At 43.9% G+C, this 19,072-nt stretch carries 18 protein-coding genes; 2 read left to right on the top strand and 16 right to left on the bottom strand.

Features of this window, described 5'->3' with window-relative positions; all coding sequences use genetic code 11:
• Positions 1–2 precede the first annotated feature (2 nt).
• From AC07M6_RS10675 to asnB, 4 genes are read right to left on the bottom strand one after another with little or no spacing between them, the layout of a single operon-like run.
• A complete protein-coding gene (locus AC07M6_RS10675) occupies positions 3–1,817 on the bottom strand; it encodes a hypothetical protein (protein ID WP_494889184.1) in 1,815 nt (604 codons plus the stop codon).
• Positions 1,801–2,757 carry an NAD-dependent epimerase/dehydratase family protein gene (locus tag AC07M6_RS10670; RefSeq protein ID WP_494889182.1) on the bottom strand — a complete coding sequence of 319 codons (957 nt, stop codon included), beginning with the start codon at positions 2,755–2,757 and terminating at the stop codon, positions 1,801–1,803. The genes AC07M6_RS10675 and AC07M6_RS10670 overlap by 17 nt, the downstream gene beginning before the upstream one ends.
• A 40-nt stretch (positions 2,758–2,797) precedes the next feature.
• Positions 2,798–3,991 carry a glycosyltransferase gene (locus AC07M6_RS10665; RefSeq protein ID WP_494889180.1) on the bottom strand — a complete coding sequence of 398 codons (1,194 nt, stop codon included), beginning with the start codon at positions 3,989–3,991 and terminating at the stop codon, positions 2,798–2,800.
• Between the two features lie 4 nt (positions 3,992–3,995).
• Positions 3,996–5,888: an asparagine synthase (glutamine-hydrolyzing) gene (asnB, locus tag AC07M6_RS10660; protein ID WP_494889178.1), complete on the bottom strand. Its 1,893-nt coding sequence runs from the start codon at positions 5,886–5,888 to the stop codon at positions 3,996–3,998.
• 107 nt (positions 5,889–5,995) lie between these two features.
• On the opposite strand from asnB, the gene AC07M6_RS10655 reads away from it, so the two are divergent.
• The gene (locus AC07M6_RS10655) at positions 5,996–7,363 is read left to right on the top strand and encodes a hypothetical protein (protein ID WP_494889176.1); all 1,368 of its coding nucleotides are present in this window, start codon (positions 5,996–5,998) and stop codon (positions 7,361–7,363) included.
• Here AC07M6_RS10655 and AC07M6_RS10650 read toward each other — a convergent pair.
• The 12 genes from AC07M6_RS10650 to AC07M6_RS10595 are packed head-to-tail and all read right to left on the bottom strand — an operon-like array spanning position 7,341 to position 18,877.
• Positions 7,341–8,438, bottom strand: a complete 1,098-nt coding sequence (locus AC07M6_RS10650) for a glycosyltransferase family 4 protein (RefSeq protein ID WP_494889174.1) — start codon at positions 8,436–8,438, stop codon at positions 7,341–7,343. The genes AC07M6_RS10655 and AC07M6_RS10650 overlap by 23 nt on opposite strands.
• On the bottom strand, positions 8,416–9,315 hold the full coding sequence (locus AC07M6_RS10645; protein ID WP_494889172.1) for a class I SAM-dependent methyltransferase: 900 nt from the start codon (positions 9,313–9,315) through the stop codon (positions 8,416–8,418). Before AC07M6_RS10645 ends, AC07M6_RS10650 begins: the two co-directional genes overlap by 23 nt.
• A gap of 4 nt (positions 9,316–9,319) precedes the next feature.
• Positions 9,320–10,552, bottom strand: coding sequence for a glycosyltransferase (locus AC07M6_RS10640; protein WP_494889171.1), 1,233 nt, complete (start codon positions 10,550–10,552; stop codon positions 9,320–9,322).
• Entirely contained in the window at positions 10,545–11,507 is a 963-nt protein-coding gene (locus AC07M6_RS10635; protein WP_494889170.1) for a hypothetical protein, read from the bottom strand. Before AC07M6_RS10635 ends, AC07M6_RS10640 begins: the two co-directional genes overlap by 8 nt.
• Positions 11,504–12,343 (bottom strand): FkbM family methyltransferase, encoded by an 840-nt coding sequence (locus AC07M6_RS10630; protein WP_494889169.1) that lies wholly within the window; start codon positions 12,341–12,343, stop codon positions 11,504–11,506. The genes AC07M6_RS10635 and AC07M6_RS10630 overlap by 4 nt, the downstream gene beginning before the upstream one ends.
• Before the next feature lie 2 nt (positions 12,344–12,345).
• Positions 12,346–13,017 carry a nucleotidyltransferase family protein gene (locus AC07M6_RS10625; RefSeq protein ID WP_494889168.1) on the bottom strand — a complete coding sequence of 224 codons (672 nt, stop codon included), beginning with the start codon at positions 13,015–13,017 and terminating at the stop codon, positions 12,346–12,348.
• 5 nt (positions 13,018–13,022) lie between these two features.
• The gene (locus tag AC07M6_RS10620) at positions 13,023–13,976 is read right to left on the bottom strand and encodes an SDR family NAD(P)-dependent oxidoreductase (protein ID WP_494889167.1); all 954 of its coding nucleotides are present in this window, start codon (positions 13,974–13,976) and stop codon (positions 13,023–13,025) included.
• 24 nt (positions 13,977–14,000) lie between these two features.
• Positions 14,001–14,936, bottom strand: coding sequence for a glycosyltransferase family 2 protein (locus AC07M6_RS10615; protein WP_494889165.1), 936 nt, complete (start codon positions 14,934–14,936; stop codon positions 14,001–14,003).
• A 10-nt stretch (positions 14,937–14,946) separates the two neighbouring features.
• Entirely contained in the window at positions 14,947–16,053 is a 1,107-nt protein-coding gene (locus tag AC07M6_RS10610; RefSeq protein WP_494889163.1) for a DegT/DnrJ/EryC1/StrS family aminotransferase, read from the bottom strand.
• The gene (locus AC07M6_RS10605) at positions 16,031–16,411 is read right to left on the bottom strand and encodes a sugar 3,4-ketoisomerase (RefSeq protein WP_494889161.1); all 381 of its coding nucleotides are present in this window, start codon (positions 16,409–16,411) and stop codon (positions 16,031–16,033) included. Before AC07M6_RS10605 ends, AC07M6_RS10610 begins: the two co-directional genes overlap by 23 nt.
• Positions 16,386–17,582, bottom strand: coding sequence for a glycosyltransferase family 4 protein (locus AC07M6_RS10600; protein ID WP_494889159.1), 1,197 nt, complete (start codon positions 17,580–17,582; stop codon positions 16,386–16,388). The genes AC07M6_RS10605 and AC07M6_RS10600 overlap by 26 nt, the downstream gene beginning before the upstream one ends.
• A 59-nt stretch (positions 17,583–17,641) precedes the next feature.
• Positions 17,642–18,877, bottom strand: coding sequence for an MATE family efflux transporter (locus AC07M6_RS10595; RefSeq protein WP_494889157.1), 1,236 nt, complete (start codon positions 18,875–18,877; stop codon positions 17,642–17,644).
• Here AC07M6_RS10595 and AC07M6_RS10590 point away from each other — a divergent pair.
• Complete coding sequence (locus AC07M6_RS10590; protein WP_494889155.1) at positions 18,876–19,049, top strand: hypothetical protein; 174 nt, start codon at positions 18,876–18,878, stop codon at positions 19,047–19,049. The genes AC07M6_RS10595 and AC07M6_RS10590 overlap by 2 nt on opposite strands.
• The last annotated feature ends 23 nt before the right edge of the window (positions 19,050–19,072 follow it).

Here is a 19,072-nt window from a genome sequence, read left to right as displayed (position 1 = left end):
ATTTAAACCTCTTCCAGCTCATTTGTAATACGAAGGCTTACTAAAAACCGGCGGACTGTGATTTGGTGCGGCTTAAGCATAGTTTCTAAAGCTTTTTGAGTTTCATCTTCAATTTTAAGGGTAGAAAGCACTACAACCGTCGCGTTTTTTTTATGGCATGTTTCAATTAGTTTATCCAAACCGCCATATACTTTACATCCGCTTAGATACATGTTGTGCTTTGATATATCGTCGTCAATACAAGCTACGGGTTTTAGCTGGTGTTCGGTATTTTGCATCAATTCTTTAATTAACTGATAACCACGATCGCCCGCGCCATAAACAATCACCCGCTGCTGCAGTTCTTTCCTTGTATTCAGTAATTCAATCAGCGAACGGTAAACCAACCGCGAAAAAATGATACAGGTAAACGTAAGCAGAAAATCTACCATGTAAAAAAAGAAAGGATAGGTTGTAGTTTTGTTTTTAACATAAAGAATGAATCCCAAAATAGCTGATGCAAGGATACACGCTATAAAATAGGATACCAGTTCGGACGAGGCGATGTAGCGCCACATCCTGTCGTATAAATTAAAGGCGTTGAACAGGGCCATCTTCACAAAAATAAAGAGACCCAGGATCAGATAATTGTGATCAATCGGGATCTTTAAACATTCTGCTGCAATAAAGAACGAGCTGGAGATTAATGAGATATCAATAAAGATACCGGCAATCAGCCTTTTATGCTGCAGCAAAAACCTGAACAGGAAATTATCGCCCGATTTTTGGCCACGGTATCGCAGATAGGTCAGCTTTTCTTCCGACTCATTGTATATCTTCACTTTAGCCAGCACAATGGCGAAAAAGATGGAAAAAATAGTTAATAGAATGATGCACAGCAGCAGGTTGTTGAACTGTGTTTTGTAAAATAATACGCAAACCGTACCCCATACCGCGCTAATACAGTAAAGTAAAATAACGGCTCTCTTCTCTGACAGGCCAAGTGCAACCAGGCGATGCGATGTATGGTCGCGGCCACCCTGATCAATACGCCGCCCAGCCATTATGCGCTTAATGGTAACAAATGTGGTATCCATAATGGGGATAGACATCAGGCTGATAGGAATCAGCAACATAGCTATGGCCGAAGACGAGCCTGTTTTGCCTTGAACAGCTATAGTAAAAAAACAGAGTGCAAATCCCAGAAAAAGACTTCCCGAGTCGCCCATAAATATTTTTGCCGGCTTAAAATTGTAGATAAGAAAGCCAAGGCACGCGCCGGAAAGCGCGAAAGATAGCGAGGCAATACCATACGCATGGTTAGATATGGCCAGTACACCGGTTATAGTTGCAATAATAGCTGATATGCCTGCAGACAGGCCGTCCATATTATCAAGCAGGTTAATGGCATTGGTGATGCCAATTACCCAAAAAAACGTTAAAGGGATGCCAACCCAACCCAACAATCCGCCGCCAAAACTAAAGCCGCTGTAAAGCAGCATAAATGAACAGATGATCTGGCTGGCCAGTTTGGCAATAGGCTTTATGTTTTTTAAGTCATCTACCAGGCCCGTCGTAAACATCAGGGTTGTTGCCAGGTAAATGATCGGATTAACCTGGCTGCTGTTTAGCCAGATGGTAATACTGTAAGCAATAAATATCCCAATACCTCCCATTAAGGCGGTAGGGGTTTTGTTCCATCGGTCTTCCCTGGGTATTACAACCCATTTTTGTGCAATGGCAAGCTTGATAACGAGCGGCATAATAACCGCGCAGATAACAAACGATATAAATCCCGATAAATAAGGGTAAGCATTAAAATCAATAAAGTTCAGCATTGTTAACCGGTACGTCAAAGTGCTTTTTTAATATATGTTTAATCCCTACATCTATAGGGATAAGGTTCCTGTTCAGGATGGCCTTCATTTTGGAGTTATCCGGCTGCCGGCGGGTCATGTCGCCTTCAGCTAATGGCGCAAGATGGATGATCTTTGATGACGAGCCGGTTATGGAGATGATCAGCTCGGCCAGCGCCAGCACAGTAACCTCGGTTGCACTGCCAATGTTGATCACATCATTAACGTAAAGGTTGTCTTCAAGGATGCGTACGGTAGCGTCAATATTATCGTCTATATAACAAAATGTACGTGTTTGCAGGCCATTACCGTAAATGGTGATATCCTGGTTGTTTAACGCGTAACGGATAAAACGGGGGACCACAAAATCGGTACTTTGATTGGGGCCATAGGTATTGAAAAAACGGAAGATGGTATAATCAAGCCCGTATTCTTTTTGGTACGACTTGAAAAACGCCTCGCCCGCATTTTTTACAATAGCATAGGGCAAGCGTGAGTTAAGCGGTGTGGTATGCTCATTCTGCGGGAACTCAACCGGTTCGCCGTATACTTCTGATGAGGACGAGTAAAACACCCTTTTTACCCCGGTGTTTTTTGCAAGCGAAAGGATGTGTTTAATGCCTTCAATATCCTGCAACACAAGGATAGGATTACGCAAAGTGCGCGAAACACCTACTAACGCTGCATAATGGAAAACATAATCGAATTTGTAAGACAGCATGATGGAGGATATCTCCATAAAATTATTCACATCTGCCTTAATAAACTTAAAGTTTTTGGGGTCGATACCCTGTAGTTTTTCAACTGAACCGGTAATAAGGTTATCCACCACCACAACAATGTTTTCTTTGTTTTCGGTAAGTTTGCGGGCAAGTTCACTCCCCACATTCCCGGCCCCGCCGGTAATTAAAATTGTTGTCATCCCCTCAACTATAATTGGCTATAATTGATATAAATATCTATTATTTTTTTAATAAATTTTCATATAAATTTTCCATATCGCTGATTAAACGGTGATAAGAATAGTTTTTGAATACACCCAGTTCACCCTCGCCGGCAAGCCGTGTTCTTAAATATTTGTCTGTTAGTAGATTAAGTAGTTTTTCTGAAAAAGATTTTGGATCAAGTGTGGATAACAAACCGTTAAAATTATCCTTCACTACATCGCCTACGCCTCCAACATCGGTAGCAATGACCGCTTTTTTCGAGGCCAGGGCTTCTATGATGCTCACGGGGGTGCCTTCGTTAAATGAAGTAAGTGCAATAATATCCGATCCGGCATTAATCGTGTCAATATCTTTACGCCACGATGTAAATACTACGTCGGCATCAGCGTTTTCTTTTCCCGGAACGCTGACGTTAAAGCCATCGGCAACAGCCTTGCTTATCAATGGATCAAAAAGTTCCCCGTCACCTACCACAAAATACTTTACTTTAAGGTGCGGATGCTCTTGTTTGATGTGCCTGGCGGCATCAAAAAAAAGCGCATGGTTTTTAATGGCCGTCAGCCGGCCTGTTATGGACACTACAAGGGTGTCTTCATCAACCCGATACTCGTTGCGAAATTGATTGCGCTTTAGTTCGCGGTCGGTGGTAAACCGATCAAGGTCAAACCCCAACCGTATCACATGTATTTTTTCTGCCGGTGCTATTTTATATTGCTCTGCTAAATCGGTACGCTGTTTTTCGCTGATGGCCACAATGGCATCACTTACCGAGCATAAATAACGTTCGATACCTAAAAAAACTTTAGTTTTTATGGGCGAAAAATAGCCATCGAACACATTGCCATGATAAGTATGAACAATAGCTTTGGGGCGATAGGCCGAAAAATGCGCGGCCAGGCGGCCAAGCGCACCTGCTTTTGCAGCGTGCGTGTGTACAATATCGGGTTTAAAAGTACGGATGGCCTGCGCGATATACCGGTAAGCCTCGGCATCTTGCCGGGGGCTTATGCGCCTCACCATACCGGGCACCAGCTCATAATCTATTCCAAGGTCTTTCAAAACATACTCAGAGCTTCCTTCATATGGTTCTTTCATCCCGGCTAAAACCCTGGTAGTATAACTTTTATTAAGGTAACCCGATAAATAAGCCACGTTGTAGGTAGGGCCGCCAATGTTAAGGCGGTTAAGTACTCTCAGTATCTTTGTCATACCTTTAAATAAATATACAATGGTACCATTTCTGGAAGCAATATATGGTCCATAGTTTCCAGGAATGGTCTGCCTTATTTTCTGTATGTTCGGTAAACAGCGACCGGACGTAGGCCACATTCAGTAGCCCGTGGCGCCCAAGCTTTTCTACCGAAAGCATTTCATCCAGTTCCTGCTTCATATCCCCCCTAAACCAGTCGCCAACCGGTATTTCAAAGCCCGATTTGGGCGCATTAAAAAAGCCAGGCGGCAACAAATGTTCAAAGGTGTCTTTCAGGATCCTTTTTTTATTTCCGCCTTTTATCAGGTATTCATCGGGCAGTTGATAGGTTAATTCCATCAGGCGATGATCAAGGAACGGCGCCCTGCATTCCAGCGAGCAAAGCATACTTGCCCTGTCTACCTTCACCAGCATATCGCCCTCCAGCGAAACCACCTTATCTATATATCGTATCTGCTTAAGTTCATCTGCCGGGGTATCAAGCGCCTGCAATTGCGGCTGCAGGATGGCTTTATAATCCCTGCGCCATTCGGGATTGATTAAACGTTGCAAATCGCTTGTCCTGAACCCCAATGCTATGATATTCATGTGGCTACTGATGGCATCATCATCTATAGATGCAAGCAGCTTATGCGCTTTCCCTAAAACAGATTTGCCAGACCGGCCTTCTAATCCCGATGTGATCGCTTCGCTGTGGAGTGCCTTGCGCAAAAAATCGGGGATGTATTTTTTATACAGGTTGCGATATCTGATGGCGAGGTATTTATTATAACCGCCAAACACCTCATCGCCGCCATCGCCTGTTAAGGCAACTTTTACCATTTTTGCAGTTTGTTTGGAGATAAAATAGGTTGGCAGGCAGGACGAATCGGCATAAGGTTCATCGTAGTTAAGCACAATGGCGTTAACCTCATTGTATAAGTCCTTATAATCCAATATGTACTCGTGATGGTCTGACCCGATGTGCCGGGCAATGGTTCGGGCCCGGTCTGATTCATCGTACTTTTTGTTATGAAATCCAACCGAAAACGTCTTGATCTTTTCGGTTGAATGACGGGCCATAATGGCAGCTATAATGGTAGAGTCGACACCTCCGCTCAGGAATACGCCGAGCGGCACATCCGCAATCATGCGTTGTGTTACCGATTCGGTAAGCAGTTGTTCAACACGCTGTTTGGCCTCATCATAACTGATAGCAGGGCCCGTATACCTGCTTAGATTGATATCCCAGTAACAAGTGATTTTTTTTTTCAGCGTTTTTAAGCTGATCTCTATAAAATGCCCCGGTTGTAGTTTCCACACGTCCTGGTAAATGGTATGCGGAGCCGGGATATAGGTTAAGGCAAAAAACAGGTTCAGGGCATCTGTCGATATTTTTTTCAGCTCCGGAAACAGGTTGATGATGCTCTTCAGTTCGGAAGCAAATATCAGCCGGTCATCGCTATGATGGTAGTAAAGCGGTTTTTCGCCAAACCGGTCGCGGGCTATAAATACCGTATCCCGGCGCTGGTCGTGAATGGAAAATGCAAACATGCCATTCAGCATTGCCAGGCAATCCGGCCCGTGTAATTCATAAAGTTTTAGCAACACCTCGGTATCCGAACTGGTTTTAAAAAGTACCCCCTGCTGTTCTAACTGCAGTTTTAGGTTCAGGTAATTATAGATCTCGCCGTTAAAAACAATGGCAAGCGAGCGGTCATCATTATAAAAAGGCTGGTTACCGGTTGAAAGATCTATGATAGCCAGGCGCTGCATCCCCATGGCCACTTCATTGCGGGAGGTATAAACACCATTATCATCAGGCCCGCGATGAACAATATAACCGTTCATTTTTTCCACTATCGTGCCAATATCCGAAACTGGCTTTTTTGTAATGATGCCGTTAATACCGCACATTAGGCAATGATTGTTTTAAAATAAGCCGCTTGTACCATATCTAATAATATATCATACATTTGTTGTCAACCCGAAAATAGAGAATAAAAGATAACAAAAACAAGCTGATGAAAAATATAACGGTAACAGATTATATTTTGCTGCCATTTTATCTCGTCGTTATTTATTTTGTGGCATACGCTATCAGAAATTCCCGTTATCCGGAAGGACATCCGTGGCGGGCATATTTTATTCCCGGACTTACGGTTAAAATAATAGGCGCCATATTCATCGGGATGCTGTATGAGTATTATTATAATGGTCAGGGTGATACCTTCCACATGTTTTTTCATTCCCGGCTTATTAATGCATCTGCGCAGGATTCAATAGATACCTGGTTCAGACTGATCACCCATACCGCCGACAAGGGGGATATAACGGATAGCCTTTATTTATCGCAAATGTTTTGGTATGATGATGCATCTACCTATTTAGTAGCTTGTGTGGGCGCGTTTATAGGCACTATATGCTTTACCAAATATTTGCCGGTTGTGTGTATTCTGGCTGCTATTTCTTTTACGGGTTTTTGGGCGTTGTTTGTCACCTTTGCCAAACAATATCCAAAGCAAATACAAGCTATTGCAATAGCTACGCTTTTTTTACCCGGCACAGTTTTATGGGGATCGGCGTTGTTTAAAGATACACTTTGCATGTTTGCAGTGGGCTGGATTACTTTTTTTTCATACACCTGTTTTGAAAAGGGTATTTTTAAGATTAAGCATGCCATATTGTTTGTACTGGGGATGATTTGCCTGTTTGAAGTTAAAATATATATCCTGCTTGCATTTTTTCCGCTGCTTCTGATAAAATCCATACTGGTACGCACCATTGCTATCCGTAACCGGCTGGTGCGGGTGGTGTTTTTAGTAGTAGTAGGTTTCTCGTTTGTTTTTTGCGTAACGTACGTATCCAAAGTTGGCCAGAAAGCTATTATTAAATATTCTATCCAAAATATAGCAATTACGGCAAGGGTTACCGGTAATTACTTGCTTAAGCAATCAGAAAGGACCGATGGTTCGGGGTACAATCTGGGTAATTTTGAACCAACGGCAAAAGGAATTTTGTCTAAAACGTTACCAGCCATAAATGTTACTTTATTTAGGCCATACATATGGGAGGCACGCAAGCCTATTGTATTACTGGCCTCGTTGGAATCGTTATTTATGCTGCTGTTTACGCTTAAAATAATTTTTACATTTGGCCCGTTCCGGTTAATTTCCAAAATCCTGGCAGATCCCAACATCAGCTTTTGCTTGCTGTTTAGTTTGATATTTGCTTTTTTTGTAGGGATATCATCCTATAACTTCGGTACTTTATCGCGCTACAAAATTCCGTGCACACCTTTTTATTTTCTGTTCCTGATCCTGGTTTCGGGAACCGAGCGATTGTTTGTCAGGAAAAAAGATGCCGAAATCAGCCCGCAACCGAGCGAATAATACTTAAATAAGTTGGGGCATTGGCCTTAATGGAATAATACTGTTCAACCCGCTTGCGTGCGTTTGTACCAATTACTTTACGCAATTCCGGATCAGCTATCAGTTCAGATAATTTTTCTACCCATTCCTTTTCCGTTGATACCAGGAAACCGCTGACATTGTTTTCAATTACGCGGTCATTACAACCTGCCCGGGTAGCCACGGTGGGTATACCTAAACCCATATATTGCAGGGCCTTTAGCCCGCTTTTTCCCAATATCCACGGATCATCAGCCGGTAAGGGGTATAGTCCGATATCTATTTGCTGCAACAAAGGTATTTCTGTGCCGGCAGACCATGCATGGACCTCGGTTTCAATACCTGGTATATCAAAATCCTGACTGCCTATAACCAGCAGGCGGAAATTTGTTTTTTTTCGTAATTCCAGCAGCACATCTTTAAGCAGATACAAATATCTTATGGTGGAGTGGCTGCCGCTCCAGCCCAGCACCGGTACATGGTCATTACTGTAAGTGTTTACCGGGATATAAGTATCGGTATTAATGGTAGATGAGATATCTGTGGTATGCTGGTTATATTGCCGGGCAATACTATCCAGGTAGGGGGTGCAGCTAATCACATGGTCGGCTTTGCGCATCATAAAAAAAGGCTTCTTTTTCCCTTTTAAAGCGCCCAGCAGCCGGTTCTCGTGCTGCACATTTTTCAGGAACACCAGGTCGTCAATATCATAGATCACTTTTTTGGCCAGGCTGGTAAATAACCATTCGGCAAACGGCGGACCGAAAGGTGTTACCGATAAAAAAATATAAGCCACGTCATACTGCCTGATGCGGAACAGATCCATAAACCGCCTGCAATAGCCATCGGCAGTGCCTAATATCTTAGCTGCAAAATGGCCCTTTTTATAAACAATCTGCTGCATTTTTTCGGACATGAACGGACTGACAGTTACCTCATACCCGTTTTGCCGCCAGCTTTCAAAATATTGTTCATACTTTAACCGCTGCCCCGGCACATAACCTTGGGGATGGGGGCAAATTACCAGTATCCGTTTACGCTTTTTTACCAATTGCATGCCAGTAAGGTGTTTGATTTGAAAATACAATTTCTGAAAGGCCGCAGCTTTGCATCATCAGTTCAATTTCAGTTTTGGTAAATCTTTGTTCCAACACGGTGCCGAAACGGTCGCGCGCGTCATTCCGAATAACATGAAAGGATTTGCCAATATAAAAGGATAGGGGCATTTTACGGGCAAGGCCATGCAAGCCAATCCGGTTCAATAAGCTGCCTGCAACAATAAAAGGTATATAAACGGTTACCGATAAAACATCACAGAAAAAGTTTTTGGGGCCTGCCGGGAGTTTTGAAATGCCGCGGCGTAAGTAGTCCGAAAGTTTAAATAATTTCCGGAATAATGAGCTACGGTTATCCAGATCATAATAAAGATATACCAGGAACCAGCCGCCTTTTTTTACTTTGGCTACGGCCATTTTCATGGCCTGCAACGTATGCGGAATGTGGTGCAACACGCCTAAACTATACACCAGGTCAAAAGAGCCATCCTCAAACGGGAGGTCGCTCACTGATGCCTGTGTAAGCCGCACATTAGTACAACCGGCCAACAAATCCCTGGCAGCATATACTGATGCGCTTGGGTCAACAGCATCTACTGTAAGGGCATATTTGGCAACATACTTAGTCCACCTGCCCGTGCCGCAACCTACATCAAGTGTCCGGCCCTTCAGATAAGCTTCGGGTACAATATCAAAATAATGTGCTTTAGCAAGCCGGTCAATCTCTTCATCGCCAAAATTGTTAAACCGGGTCCATTCATCGCCAAACGAGTCCACAACTTCCTGATCTATATTTTCTTCTGAAATAGGGAAATGATAGATAGGGAGTGGTCCGGAATCGGTAATTTGTACTGGATGAGTGGTATAAGGTATAAACATTGAATTACGACTTATTTAAAATAGATTGGTATAAAGCGGTATAATCCGATGCCCCTTTCTCCAGTGAAAAATAATCAAGCGCCCCGGTCCTGATGTGTTTACTGCTGGTGCTGTAATTGTGGATCTGTTTTAACAGGCCCTTGCCGGTAAACGATTCCAATACAATTCCCGAAGCGTATTTATTTACAATAGCATCGGTATCGCCTACACCTGCATTGCAAATTATGGGGATGCCCATAGCCATCAGCTCGCCCTGCTTGGTTGGGCTGCTGCTTTTTTTGCTGTATGATGGCTTAATAAAAAACAAGCTCCATTTGCAAATGCTTAACAAACCCGGTATTTCACTACGTACGGCATTTTTGATGATGACCTTACCGCTGGGTATTCCTTTTTTTGTTGCAGCCTGCCGTATCATTTCAGGATGATCATGACTGATAAAAAGGAACCTGGCCGATGGCTGTTCCAGGGAAAGGCCCGAAAATACATCGAGCATTTCATCAAGTAAATACCAGGTACCAATACTGCCCAGGTAACAAAGTATAAAATCGTCTGGTGCAATACCAAGCTCCTGGCGCCAGCGGGCTTTTTCTTGTTCGCTCACCTTTTCAGGGTCGAACAATTCCATATCGGCGCAACAGGGGATTACGGATATGGATGCCGGGCGAATTGCCGGGTCCCATTTCAGTAACTCTTCTTTTCCGGCATGGGTTAAACTGATCACCTGATCGGCCGATTTAAGGAAATGCAGTTCCATCCGCTTAAAAAAACGGTAAATTATACAGAACACCGGATTGTGTAAGTTCCATAAACCGCCGTCAACCCGCTCATCGGCCCAGAAGCCGCGCATGTCAAAAACAAACTTAACGCCAAACTTCTTTTTCATCCAATAACCCACCAGTGCCGGGATATAGCTGCGGCAATGTACAATTTGAAACGGGGTTTCCCGGTGAAGACGGGCGGCCGTGCTTTTTAGTTTTTCCAAATCGTACCAGGTAGATAATACCGGCGGATTTTTTGTATACGCTATAGGTACCCAGGTAATGTTGTGGCTGGCTAATAAAGCCCGTATCTTATCGCCCTGCTGAATAAGCCGTGCTTTTTTTTCGCAGCTAAGCAGCGTAAAACGGAAGCCGTTTTTAGTAATATGTGCGAGATAAGGAATTACCTGCGATTGGCCAAGCGGGTCGGTCATGCCATCATAGGATATATATAGCACATCAACCGGTGCACTACTCATTTTTTGAGCTCCTTCCAACGGCACGTAATATATCCTCGCGTTTAAGGTTTACATAAGGAACATTCAAATGGCCGTCATAAAAATCGTCGGTAACCGTTTTACCTTCAATCAGCATACGGGCATATTTTTTTGCGGTATCCGGAACATCAGCCCGGTTCAGGAAATCTGTAAGGAAAGCGGTATCATTAAACCCGGTTTGCTGGATAAATGCAAAAATATTCCTCAAAAAATTATCATTATCGCCCGATTGGTCATATTCCAGGCGGTTTTTTAAAGCTTTAATAGCGCCATTCTCAACATAAAAATCAAAGTATTCGGCTTTGTTAAGCCCGAAATATTTCCCTAAACCTACCCGGTTAATTAGTTTGGCCAGCGGTTTTTTGATCCTGTTAATCAGCCCTATTTTTTTTAGCGCTTCCTTAGTGTTTTTTTTTGTTTTATCGCACCATAGGGCATAGGTGGCCGAAAAATTGCTTGGATAAAATACGATATGCGGCTGGTTGGCATCAACAAACTCAACCTTCCCAATTTGGTTCTGGTATTGTTTATCAATTTGCATATCCGTTTGCCCGGTATCAAAATTAATGGAATACCCTTTTTTAAAAAGAATGGATTCGTAGCCCGGCCCAAATACCGAAGCGGTACTCAGCAACAGTGAACCGTGATGATGGATGCTTTGAAAAGAGATATCAGTTTGCCGGTTGGGAAGCGGCGGAAAAATATTTACAACAAACGAAAATTCAGGCGATTCGCTGATCGTCATGGATAGGGTAGAGTAATGCCGTTTCTTACTCAGAAAGGCCGGATCACTCAGGTTTTGCCGGATCACTGAATACAGGAAATCGGGCGAAGCCGTAAGTTTTTCAAGTATGGGCTTGCAGCGTGCGTGTACCTCGTAACGGTCGTCCGTTTCGGCAAATATCTTTTTTATAGCTGTCAAACATTCCTGTATCATACCAGTAAGTTTTGATAATCTGCTATACGCTCTGCAGGTAATAAGATGAAATTATCATCAAAGAAATCGCCGCTGAGCTTAACCAGTTTATCCGTTTGCTTATCCATAAAGCAAATGATGTAACCAAGTTCATCGGTAATATACTGCTGAAACTCATTTGCGTCGATGCCAAATCCCCGTAAAAAATAAGGCTGTACTTCAATTAACAATACGGGGCGATGTTGCCTCAGCAGCTTTTCCATACCCTTTATGGCAAACAGCTCGGCGCCTTCAATATCAATTTTAACAAACGTTAGTTTGGTAAGGCTTAATCCAAACGAATCCAAATCAACCACCTGGCAATCAAAATATTCGTCTTCCGAAAAATTATAATACTTTTTACGGTCTTTTTCTTCATTTTTTCTGCCGGCAATATGTGCCTGCCCGGCGCTTATGCCGCCAAAACCAAGCTTAGGCGCCGAAAATTGCACCTGGGCCGTTTTATCGGATACGCCTTTGTTGTAAAGCGTAATATTTTTAAGGCCCAGTTTTTTAACAATCATCCGGCATACCTCAAAAGTAAAGGGAATAGGCTCAAAAGCAATTACCGTCCCGCTGTTTCCCGTTAGCCTGGAAAGCCTCTCGGTATAGTAGGCGAAGTTTGCGCCAATATCCAGTACGGTATCGCCTTCGGCCACTAACACCGGCAATAGCTTCATCTCGCGTTCCTCAACAAGCCGGTATTTAATATCGCGCAGTTTACCGTATAGCTGGGCATATTTATAGCCCCGTTTGCCCATTAGCCTGAACAGGAGCGGTTTAATATACGTTCGTATCGGTGAATTAACTGATGCCATGCTTATTCTTTCGTGTTATTTGCAAACTCCAGTTGCGCCATTGTATCTACCGTAAACCATTTTTTAGGATACACCCTTGAGCAATAAAGCATATTTTTTTCCATCAACTGGCTCCATACCGAATAAAAATCTTCGGTAGGGGTACAGTGCTTGTTGATTACAGCCGGGTTTAACAATTGTATACCCGAGCAATAGCTTTCCGAAGGTTTAAAGCGGTTAAGTTCGGTTACCCGGTTATTTTCATGAAAAATATAATCGCCCTCCAAACCGTCAACCGGTTTTACGGGCACTACCATACATGCAGGCTTGTTCAGTGAAACATAATCATCATAAATATGATCTATATCCAAATCAATAATATTATCGCAGGTAAGTACTAATACCGGTTCGTCCAGGTGTTTGATCAGGGTGTTAAATATCCACCAGGCATTACCCTTACCCTCGGTGTTCAGGATGGTTGAAACATCTTGTTCAATCACATGTTTGGCCAGGTCGGCGCCCTTATATCCAACTGTGATATAAATATGCTGACTGTTTTTTTTTAGTTTATCTATCGAGTTGGCAATCAGGGTGGTATTTCGGTATTTCGCCATCGCTTTAGGGATGTCGTTTGTTAGGGGCACCATTCTTGATCCCCTGCCTGCTGCCATAATAAGCGTATGCGAAATACCCATAATTTTTAGTTTAATTCCTCTGCCGGAGGGTTATTGATAATATACAGGATCTCTTCATCGGTCAGCTTTTCTGTATTTGCCGATGATGGTCCAATCGCAATAGGGTCGCTAACCTGTTCGTTAAATGAAATAAGGTAGTGCGGGATGTTATCAAATGTTAACTGACGGGTGTACGGTAATTCGGCTTCGCCAATCAGGAACTCGTCTATCCGTTCGCCGGGGCGCCCTGCTATCTTTTCCCAGGTTCCGCCGTGGTTGGTAGTCCAAACCCTCAATATATCGCCTATTTGCGCTGCCTTCATTTGCCTCGAAAGTACTTTGCCTTGTACTATGTCAATGTTTTCTAATGCTGTAATTACCAAACGGACGGCCTCATCAACCGTAAAAAAGAAACGGCGCATTTCGGGGCCGGTGGTTCCAATTATGCCCGTTTCCTGTTTCATTTTTTTCCAGATAGGCAGTACCGATCCGGTAGACCAGGCTACGTTACCATAGCGTACACAGGTAAAGCGTGTTTTCCCTTTTCCGTTCATGGAGCAAAAAACGCGTTCCATCAGGGCTTTGGTTAATCCGTAAGTATTACGCACAGGTGGCGATGCCTTATCGGTAGATACGCCAATTACCATTTCAATACCTTTTTCAACAGCAACACGGGCTACATTTTGCGAACCTGTTACGTTTACATCCACACATTCCATCGGTTGTTTTTCGGATAGATCCACAAATTTTGTGGCTGCGGCATGTATAATTATATCGGGCCTGATCTCATTAACTACATCGCGTACCGATTCAATATTTGTTACATCCAACGGCAGTACTTCGCAACCGCTAAACTTTTGAGCCATAAAGTTTTGCTTATTGTTACGACCCGTTAAAACAACCCGGTAAGTGCCTTTCAAAGCTATGCCAAGCCTTTTGCCCAAATAGCCAGTGCCACCGGTGATCAGTATTGTTTTCATTAAAATAGAGTATAAGATTTTAGTTTATATTGATTTATTTTTCCGGTTAAAAACCGACCCTGTCGCATTAAGATAAATGATCCTGAGGAAGGGTAGGTCGAATATAAGCAATGGATTGGTATATAAAGCTTTGAGTATATATTTTTTTCCGGCTTTAAAAGCCTGCGCAGCATTTGCTGTTGAGGCAGCCAGCACATATCCCGAGGCTTCCATTACATTTAAATACTTTTCATAAACTGATCGGAGCGCCGGGTCATTTTTGATTTTAGTCAGAATATATACCCTGCGTTTCAGAATGCTGTCGGGCGTAAAGGCCGAGATGGAACGGGCGCCGTGTTCAACTACCGAATTATTTATTTTAGGTATCCTGCCAACCGGGTATTGGGCAATTACCCTTATCCAAAGGTCCCAATCTTCCGAGCCAATAACCACGGGGTTCTCATCAAAGTGATATTGCTGATATACTTCGCGCGCTAAAAAAATACCTATGCAGCCCAAAAAGTTTCCGTAGCTAATGCTTTTTACCGCTGTTTTATTATCCCTTAGCCTGGGCGTGTAAATAACTTCATCCTTTTCGTTCACCAGATGAAATAAATTATGAAAGAATTTGAGATCGGGATTTTTGCGGATGAAAGCCGCGGCATCATACAAATTATCCTGATGCATCAGGTCATCCGAATCAAGCAATGTAAGGAAATCGCCTTTGGCGGCTTTCATGCCGTTGTTTCTGGATACCGACCGTTCCAGGTTCTCTTCGTTTTTTATCAGGCTAATGCGGCCATCCTTTAGATATGGCTGTAATACATCGACCGTATTGTCTGTAGAGCAATTATCGACAACTATAATTTCGTAAAACTTGTACGATTGCGCAAACACGCTGAAGAGCGTTTTCTCGATCAGGTGTGCCCGGTTGTATGAAGGAATAATAACGCTAAAAAAAGGAAACTCGGTTTTTTGCATCAGATGTATGTTAAAATTCGTTCAATATTTCAATGACACGTTCAATTTCCTGGGTTGTATGGCCAAACGAGCAGGGCAGGCTAAGCGTGGTTTGGTGTATTATTTCGGAAACAGGGAATGTTTTGCCTGTAAACAAATGCTCAAGCGCCTTTTGGCGGTGCGGGGCAACCGGATAATGTATTTCCGAACCGATGCCGTTTTTATGCAGGTATGCTTTTAACTCATCCCGTTTTTCATGCCTGATGTTGAAAATGTGGTATACGTCGAAAAAATCCGGATGAGTTGCAGGTTTAATAAAATCATTTTTCAGGCCTTCCAGGTATAACGAGGCTAAGGCTCTTTTATGGTTATTGATCTGGTTAAGGCTATTCAGTTTGGTGCGAAGAAATGCTGCCTGTATTTCATCCAGCCGGGAATTGTAGCCAATAACTTCATTATGATATTTGATATCAGAACCATAGTTACGGAACTGTTTCAGTTTGGCTGCTAATTGAGGCTGTTTGCACAAAATGCCGCCGCCATCGCCCAGGGCGCCCAGGTTTTTGGTGGGATAAAAACTAAATGCTCCCGCATCACCGAAAGTGCCGCAAAGCTGTTGTTTGTACATGGCCCCGTGCGATTGTGCACAGTCCTCAACAAGCGCCAATCCGTATTTGGCGGTAAGGTTAAGTATAGGTCCCATATCGCAGCACTTGCCATACAGGTGCACTACCAGTACGGCTTTTGTGGCAGGCGTAATAGCCTGTTCAAGCAGTGCCGGGTTAATGTTATAGGTTTGCAGGTCGGGCTCAACCAGCACCGGCACCAGGCCGGCATGCAGAATGGCCAGGATTGACGCGATATAGGTATTGGAGGGCACAATTACCTCTGAACCCGCCGGAATGTCCAGGGCCTTGAACGCGAGGATCATGGCATCCAGTCCGTTAGCTACCCCAATGCAATGCGGCGCATGATGGAATGCTGCATACTCCTCCTCAAACAGTTGCACTTCCTGGCCCAAAACAAACCATCCGCGCTCCTGTATAAGCTGAAATTGCCCGGCAAACGTTTCCCTGAATGGCTTGTTTACTTTTGCAAGGTCCTCATAGACTATGTTATTGGTTGCTGTAAGGCTCATAAATATAATCGTCGGGACTAAAAACGGTTGACGCAAATACCAGTAGCACGGCATCGGGTGTAAAATGATGCATCTGATGCCAGTCTGTTGTTTCCAGTATCAGGCATTTTGACGGCGAATCCAGCAAAAAATCTTCTCTTTCTGTTCCATTATTATTGGAAACAATGCATTTCCCCCTGATACAAACGGCTGCCTGCCGGGTGGCGTGATGCCGGTGGCCGCCGCGTACGGAATCATCAACATCATAAATATAAAAAATTCGCTTAACAGGGAAAGGGATCAGGTTCTCAATATTATCGATCACTGTAAGCCCCCCGCGCGAATCGGTAAATTCAGGAAGTTGTATAATTGCCGCCATTTATCGCTTTATGATAGATTTCTAATAATTTATCCATTTGATTTTCCTCGGAAAAAAGGGAATGCACCAGTGTACTTGCCGATTGACCGAGCATTTGTGCAAGCGCCGGATCATTTGCCAGACAGATCATTTTCTCGGCTAAGGAACCGGCATCATCCTGTAAGCAGATCAACCCCGTTTTGCCGTCGGTAACCGATATTTCCGAACCCACAAAAGGCGTACACACAACAGGTTTCCCCGAAGCCTGCGCGGCTACCAGGGTTAAGGCCGGCCCGCCCTCGTCGTCTCCGTTTTTTGAGGTGGTAGAGGGTAAGGCAAAAATATCGTGTTCCTTTAGCTGTGCGGCATAAAACTCCGGAAAATCTGTGCGGAGGTTGGTGTCAATCAGGGTAATACTTTCGTTTAGTTCCTGCCGTTCAATTTCCGCTAAAATCTTGTCCTTCCCGGCGCCATACCCAATAATGGTCAGGGTTGATCCGGGTATTTCGGCCAGTACTTTTTTAAACGCTGCAATCAGGAATGGGAAACCTTTTTTCTCTACAAAGCGGGCTGCGGTAATAAAGCGTATGTGTGCAACCCTTGGCGTATGATAATACTGATAGTTATTAAGGCGGATAGGGATTTGCCATACCACAATTTTATTGTCGGGGCAGCCTATCGCGCGAAAACGCTCCCGCACCGTTTCAGAAAGCACTATGATAAACGAAGCATGTTTAAGCACTTCCTGATATTGTTTTACCCAATAGGGCTGGGCAAGCATACTGCTGCAATCAACCCCATAAAAGGTGATAATAAAAGGTATTTTTTCGGCTTTGAGCATGGGCAGCAACCTTACCGCGGTATAGCCAAAATGCAGGTGGAAAATATCCGGTCTGTCGGCTTTTACAAGGCGGTGCACCCAGCGCCGGTAGTTCATCCAGAAGAGCGGCCGGTATAGCTTGTTCCAGATCCTGGAAAGCAGCGACTGGCGGGTTCCGTTCGGCCCGTTGATCTTTTTGATAGAGAAAGCGTGGATATCGGGCGAAAACTGCAGCGTATCTGTAAGAAACTTTGAGCAGATAATGGTTGAGCGGTTTCCGGTCCGTTTTAAATATTCATGCGGGTTCCCATCGGCGTTAATATAATAATCGCACCATAGATGCGTAACATGAAGATTTGGGCCTTTAAGCACTTTTATGGGTTTATATATTGGATTCCTAATGTATTAAAAAAAACACCTGTTCGCAAAGCCTAAAATGCTTTTCGGATAGGTTTGTACATGATCAGCGCACCAAACGCCAGCACCCCGATACGGTATATTACCGGCGAAGCGTTGTAGGTTAACGCGCTTTGTGCGGCAACAATTAAAAACAGTGTGAATATGATCAAGTAAGTGCCCGAAAAAGAGATGTGTTTCCCTAATATCAGTCCAAAATGATACAGCGCTGCCAGGCCCATCAAAGCCGAACTGATGGCATAGGCGATCATTACCCCTTCAATACCCCTATAGCCCATCATCAGCTTTACGCCGACGTATTGTGTGGCCAGAAACAGCAGCCATACAATCAGGTATTTACGCGTTGTGCGCATGGCCAGCAGAAATACGGTATAGGTATAAAAAATAAAGTACCAGAAATCGCCCGCAAACTGCAGGGCCAGGTATTTTTGCGATTCCAAAAATTCGGCCGAAGCAAGGATGCGTATCATTAGTTGCGGGTAAACCATCATGCCGGTAATAACCCCAGCTGTGGCCAGCGAAATAAAAAGTATGGTGTGTTCAAGCATTTTCGCGGTGGTCTCGGTCATGCCTTTTGCACTTATTTCGGGGAAGTATTTAGCCCATAGCATGTTTGTTATAAAAGGCGCGTAATAAGCGGTTATAGAGGTGCTAAACTGATAAATGCCGTTAAAAAATGCCCCTTTTTGCGATAAGATAAGCTGACGTACCAGCAGGCTGAATAAAATTTGCAGCGAGCCGCATATCAGGTTAATCATGCCGTCGGTAAACATCCCTTTAAACAGCGACCGGTTAAAGCGGAAAACAAATATCTCTTTCCAGGTTTCTATTTTAAGCAGGTGGTACAGGAAAAGCAAAAACAGGGATGCCTCGCCAACCGCAATATTAATAAGGCCGCCTTTTACCCCCCAGAAATAAACACAAGGCACAAAAATAAACAGGCCGAGAATGGTGGTAATGGAAGATGCCCGCACATACAGATCAAATCGGTGGTATCCTACAAAAAAACCTTCCAGATAGTTTGATGCCAATACATTAAGCGGCGCTGTAATAATGATAAGGGCCAGCACACCGCCGTACGTACCCGTTGCATTATTAAAAAGAAAAACACCGAGTTGATGAAGTGTAAGCAGCAACACGGCAACCATAATACCCAGCGATATACATTGCGATACCAGCACTGTACCCTTTATACTGCGAAGCTGCTCCGCATTGCCGGATTCCCGGTGCTTGCTGATCTGCTGCATCATGCTGTTAACCATCCCTAACGAGCCAAGGCCGGTGATAATAAGTAAAAACTGGTTACCCTGCCCCAGCAAACCCAGCCCGGCCGCCCCTAAAAAAATGGCCGATATTTTTGAGCGCAGAAACCCGCAACCCAGCCTGATTGCTGCCAGAGGGCTTACTTTTAATGCGGTATGAAAGACGGCCCTGAGATAACCGCC

The sequence above is a fragment of the Mucilaginibacter sp. GW821-FHT07H05 genome (assembly GCF_059418485.1).
This window is presented reverse-complemented; position numbering and strand designations above follow the sequence as displayed.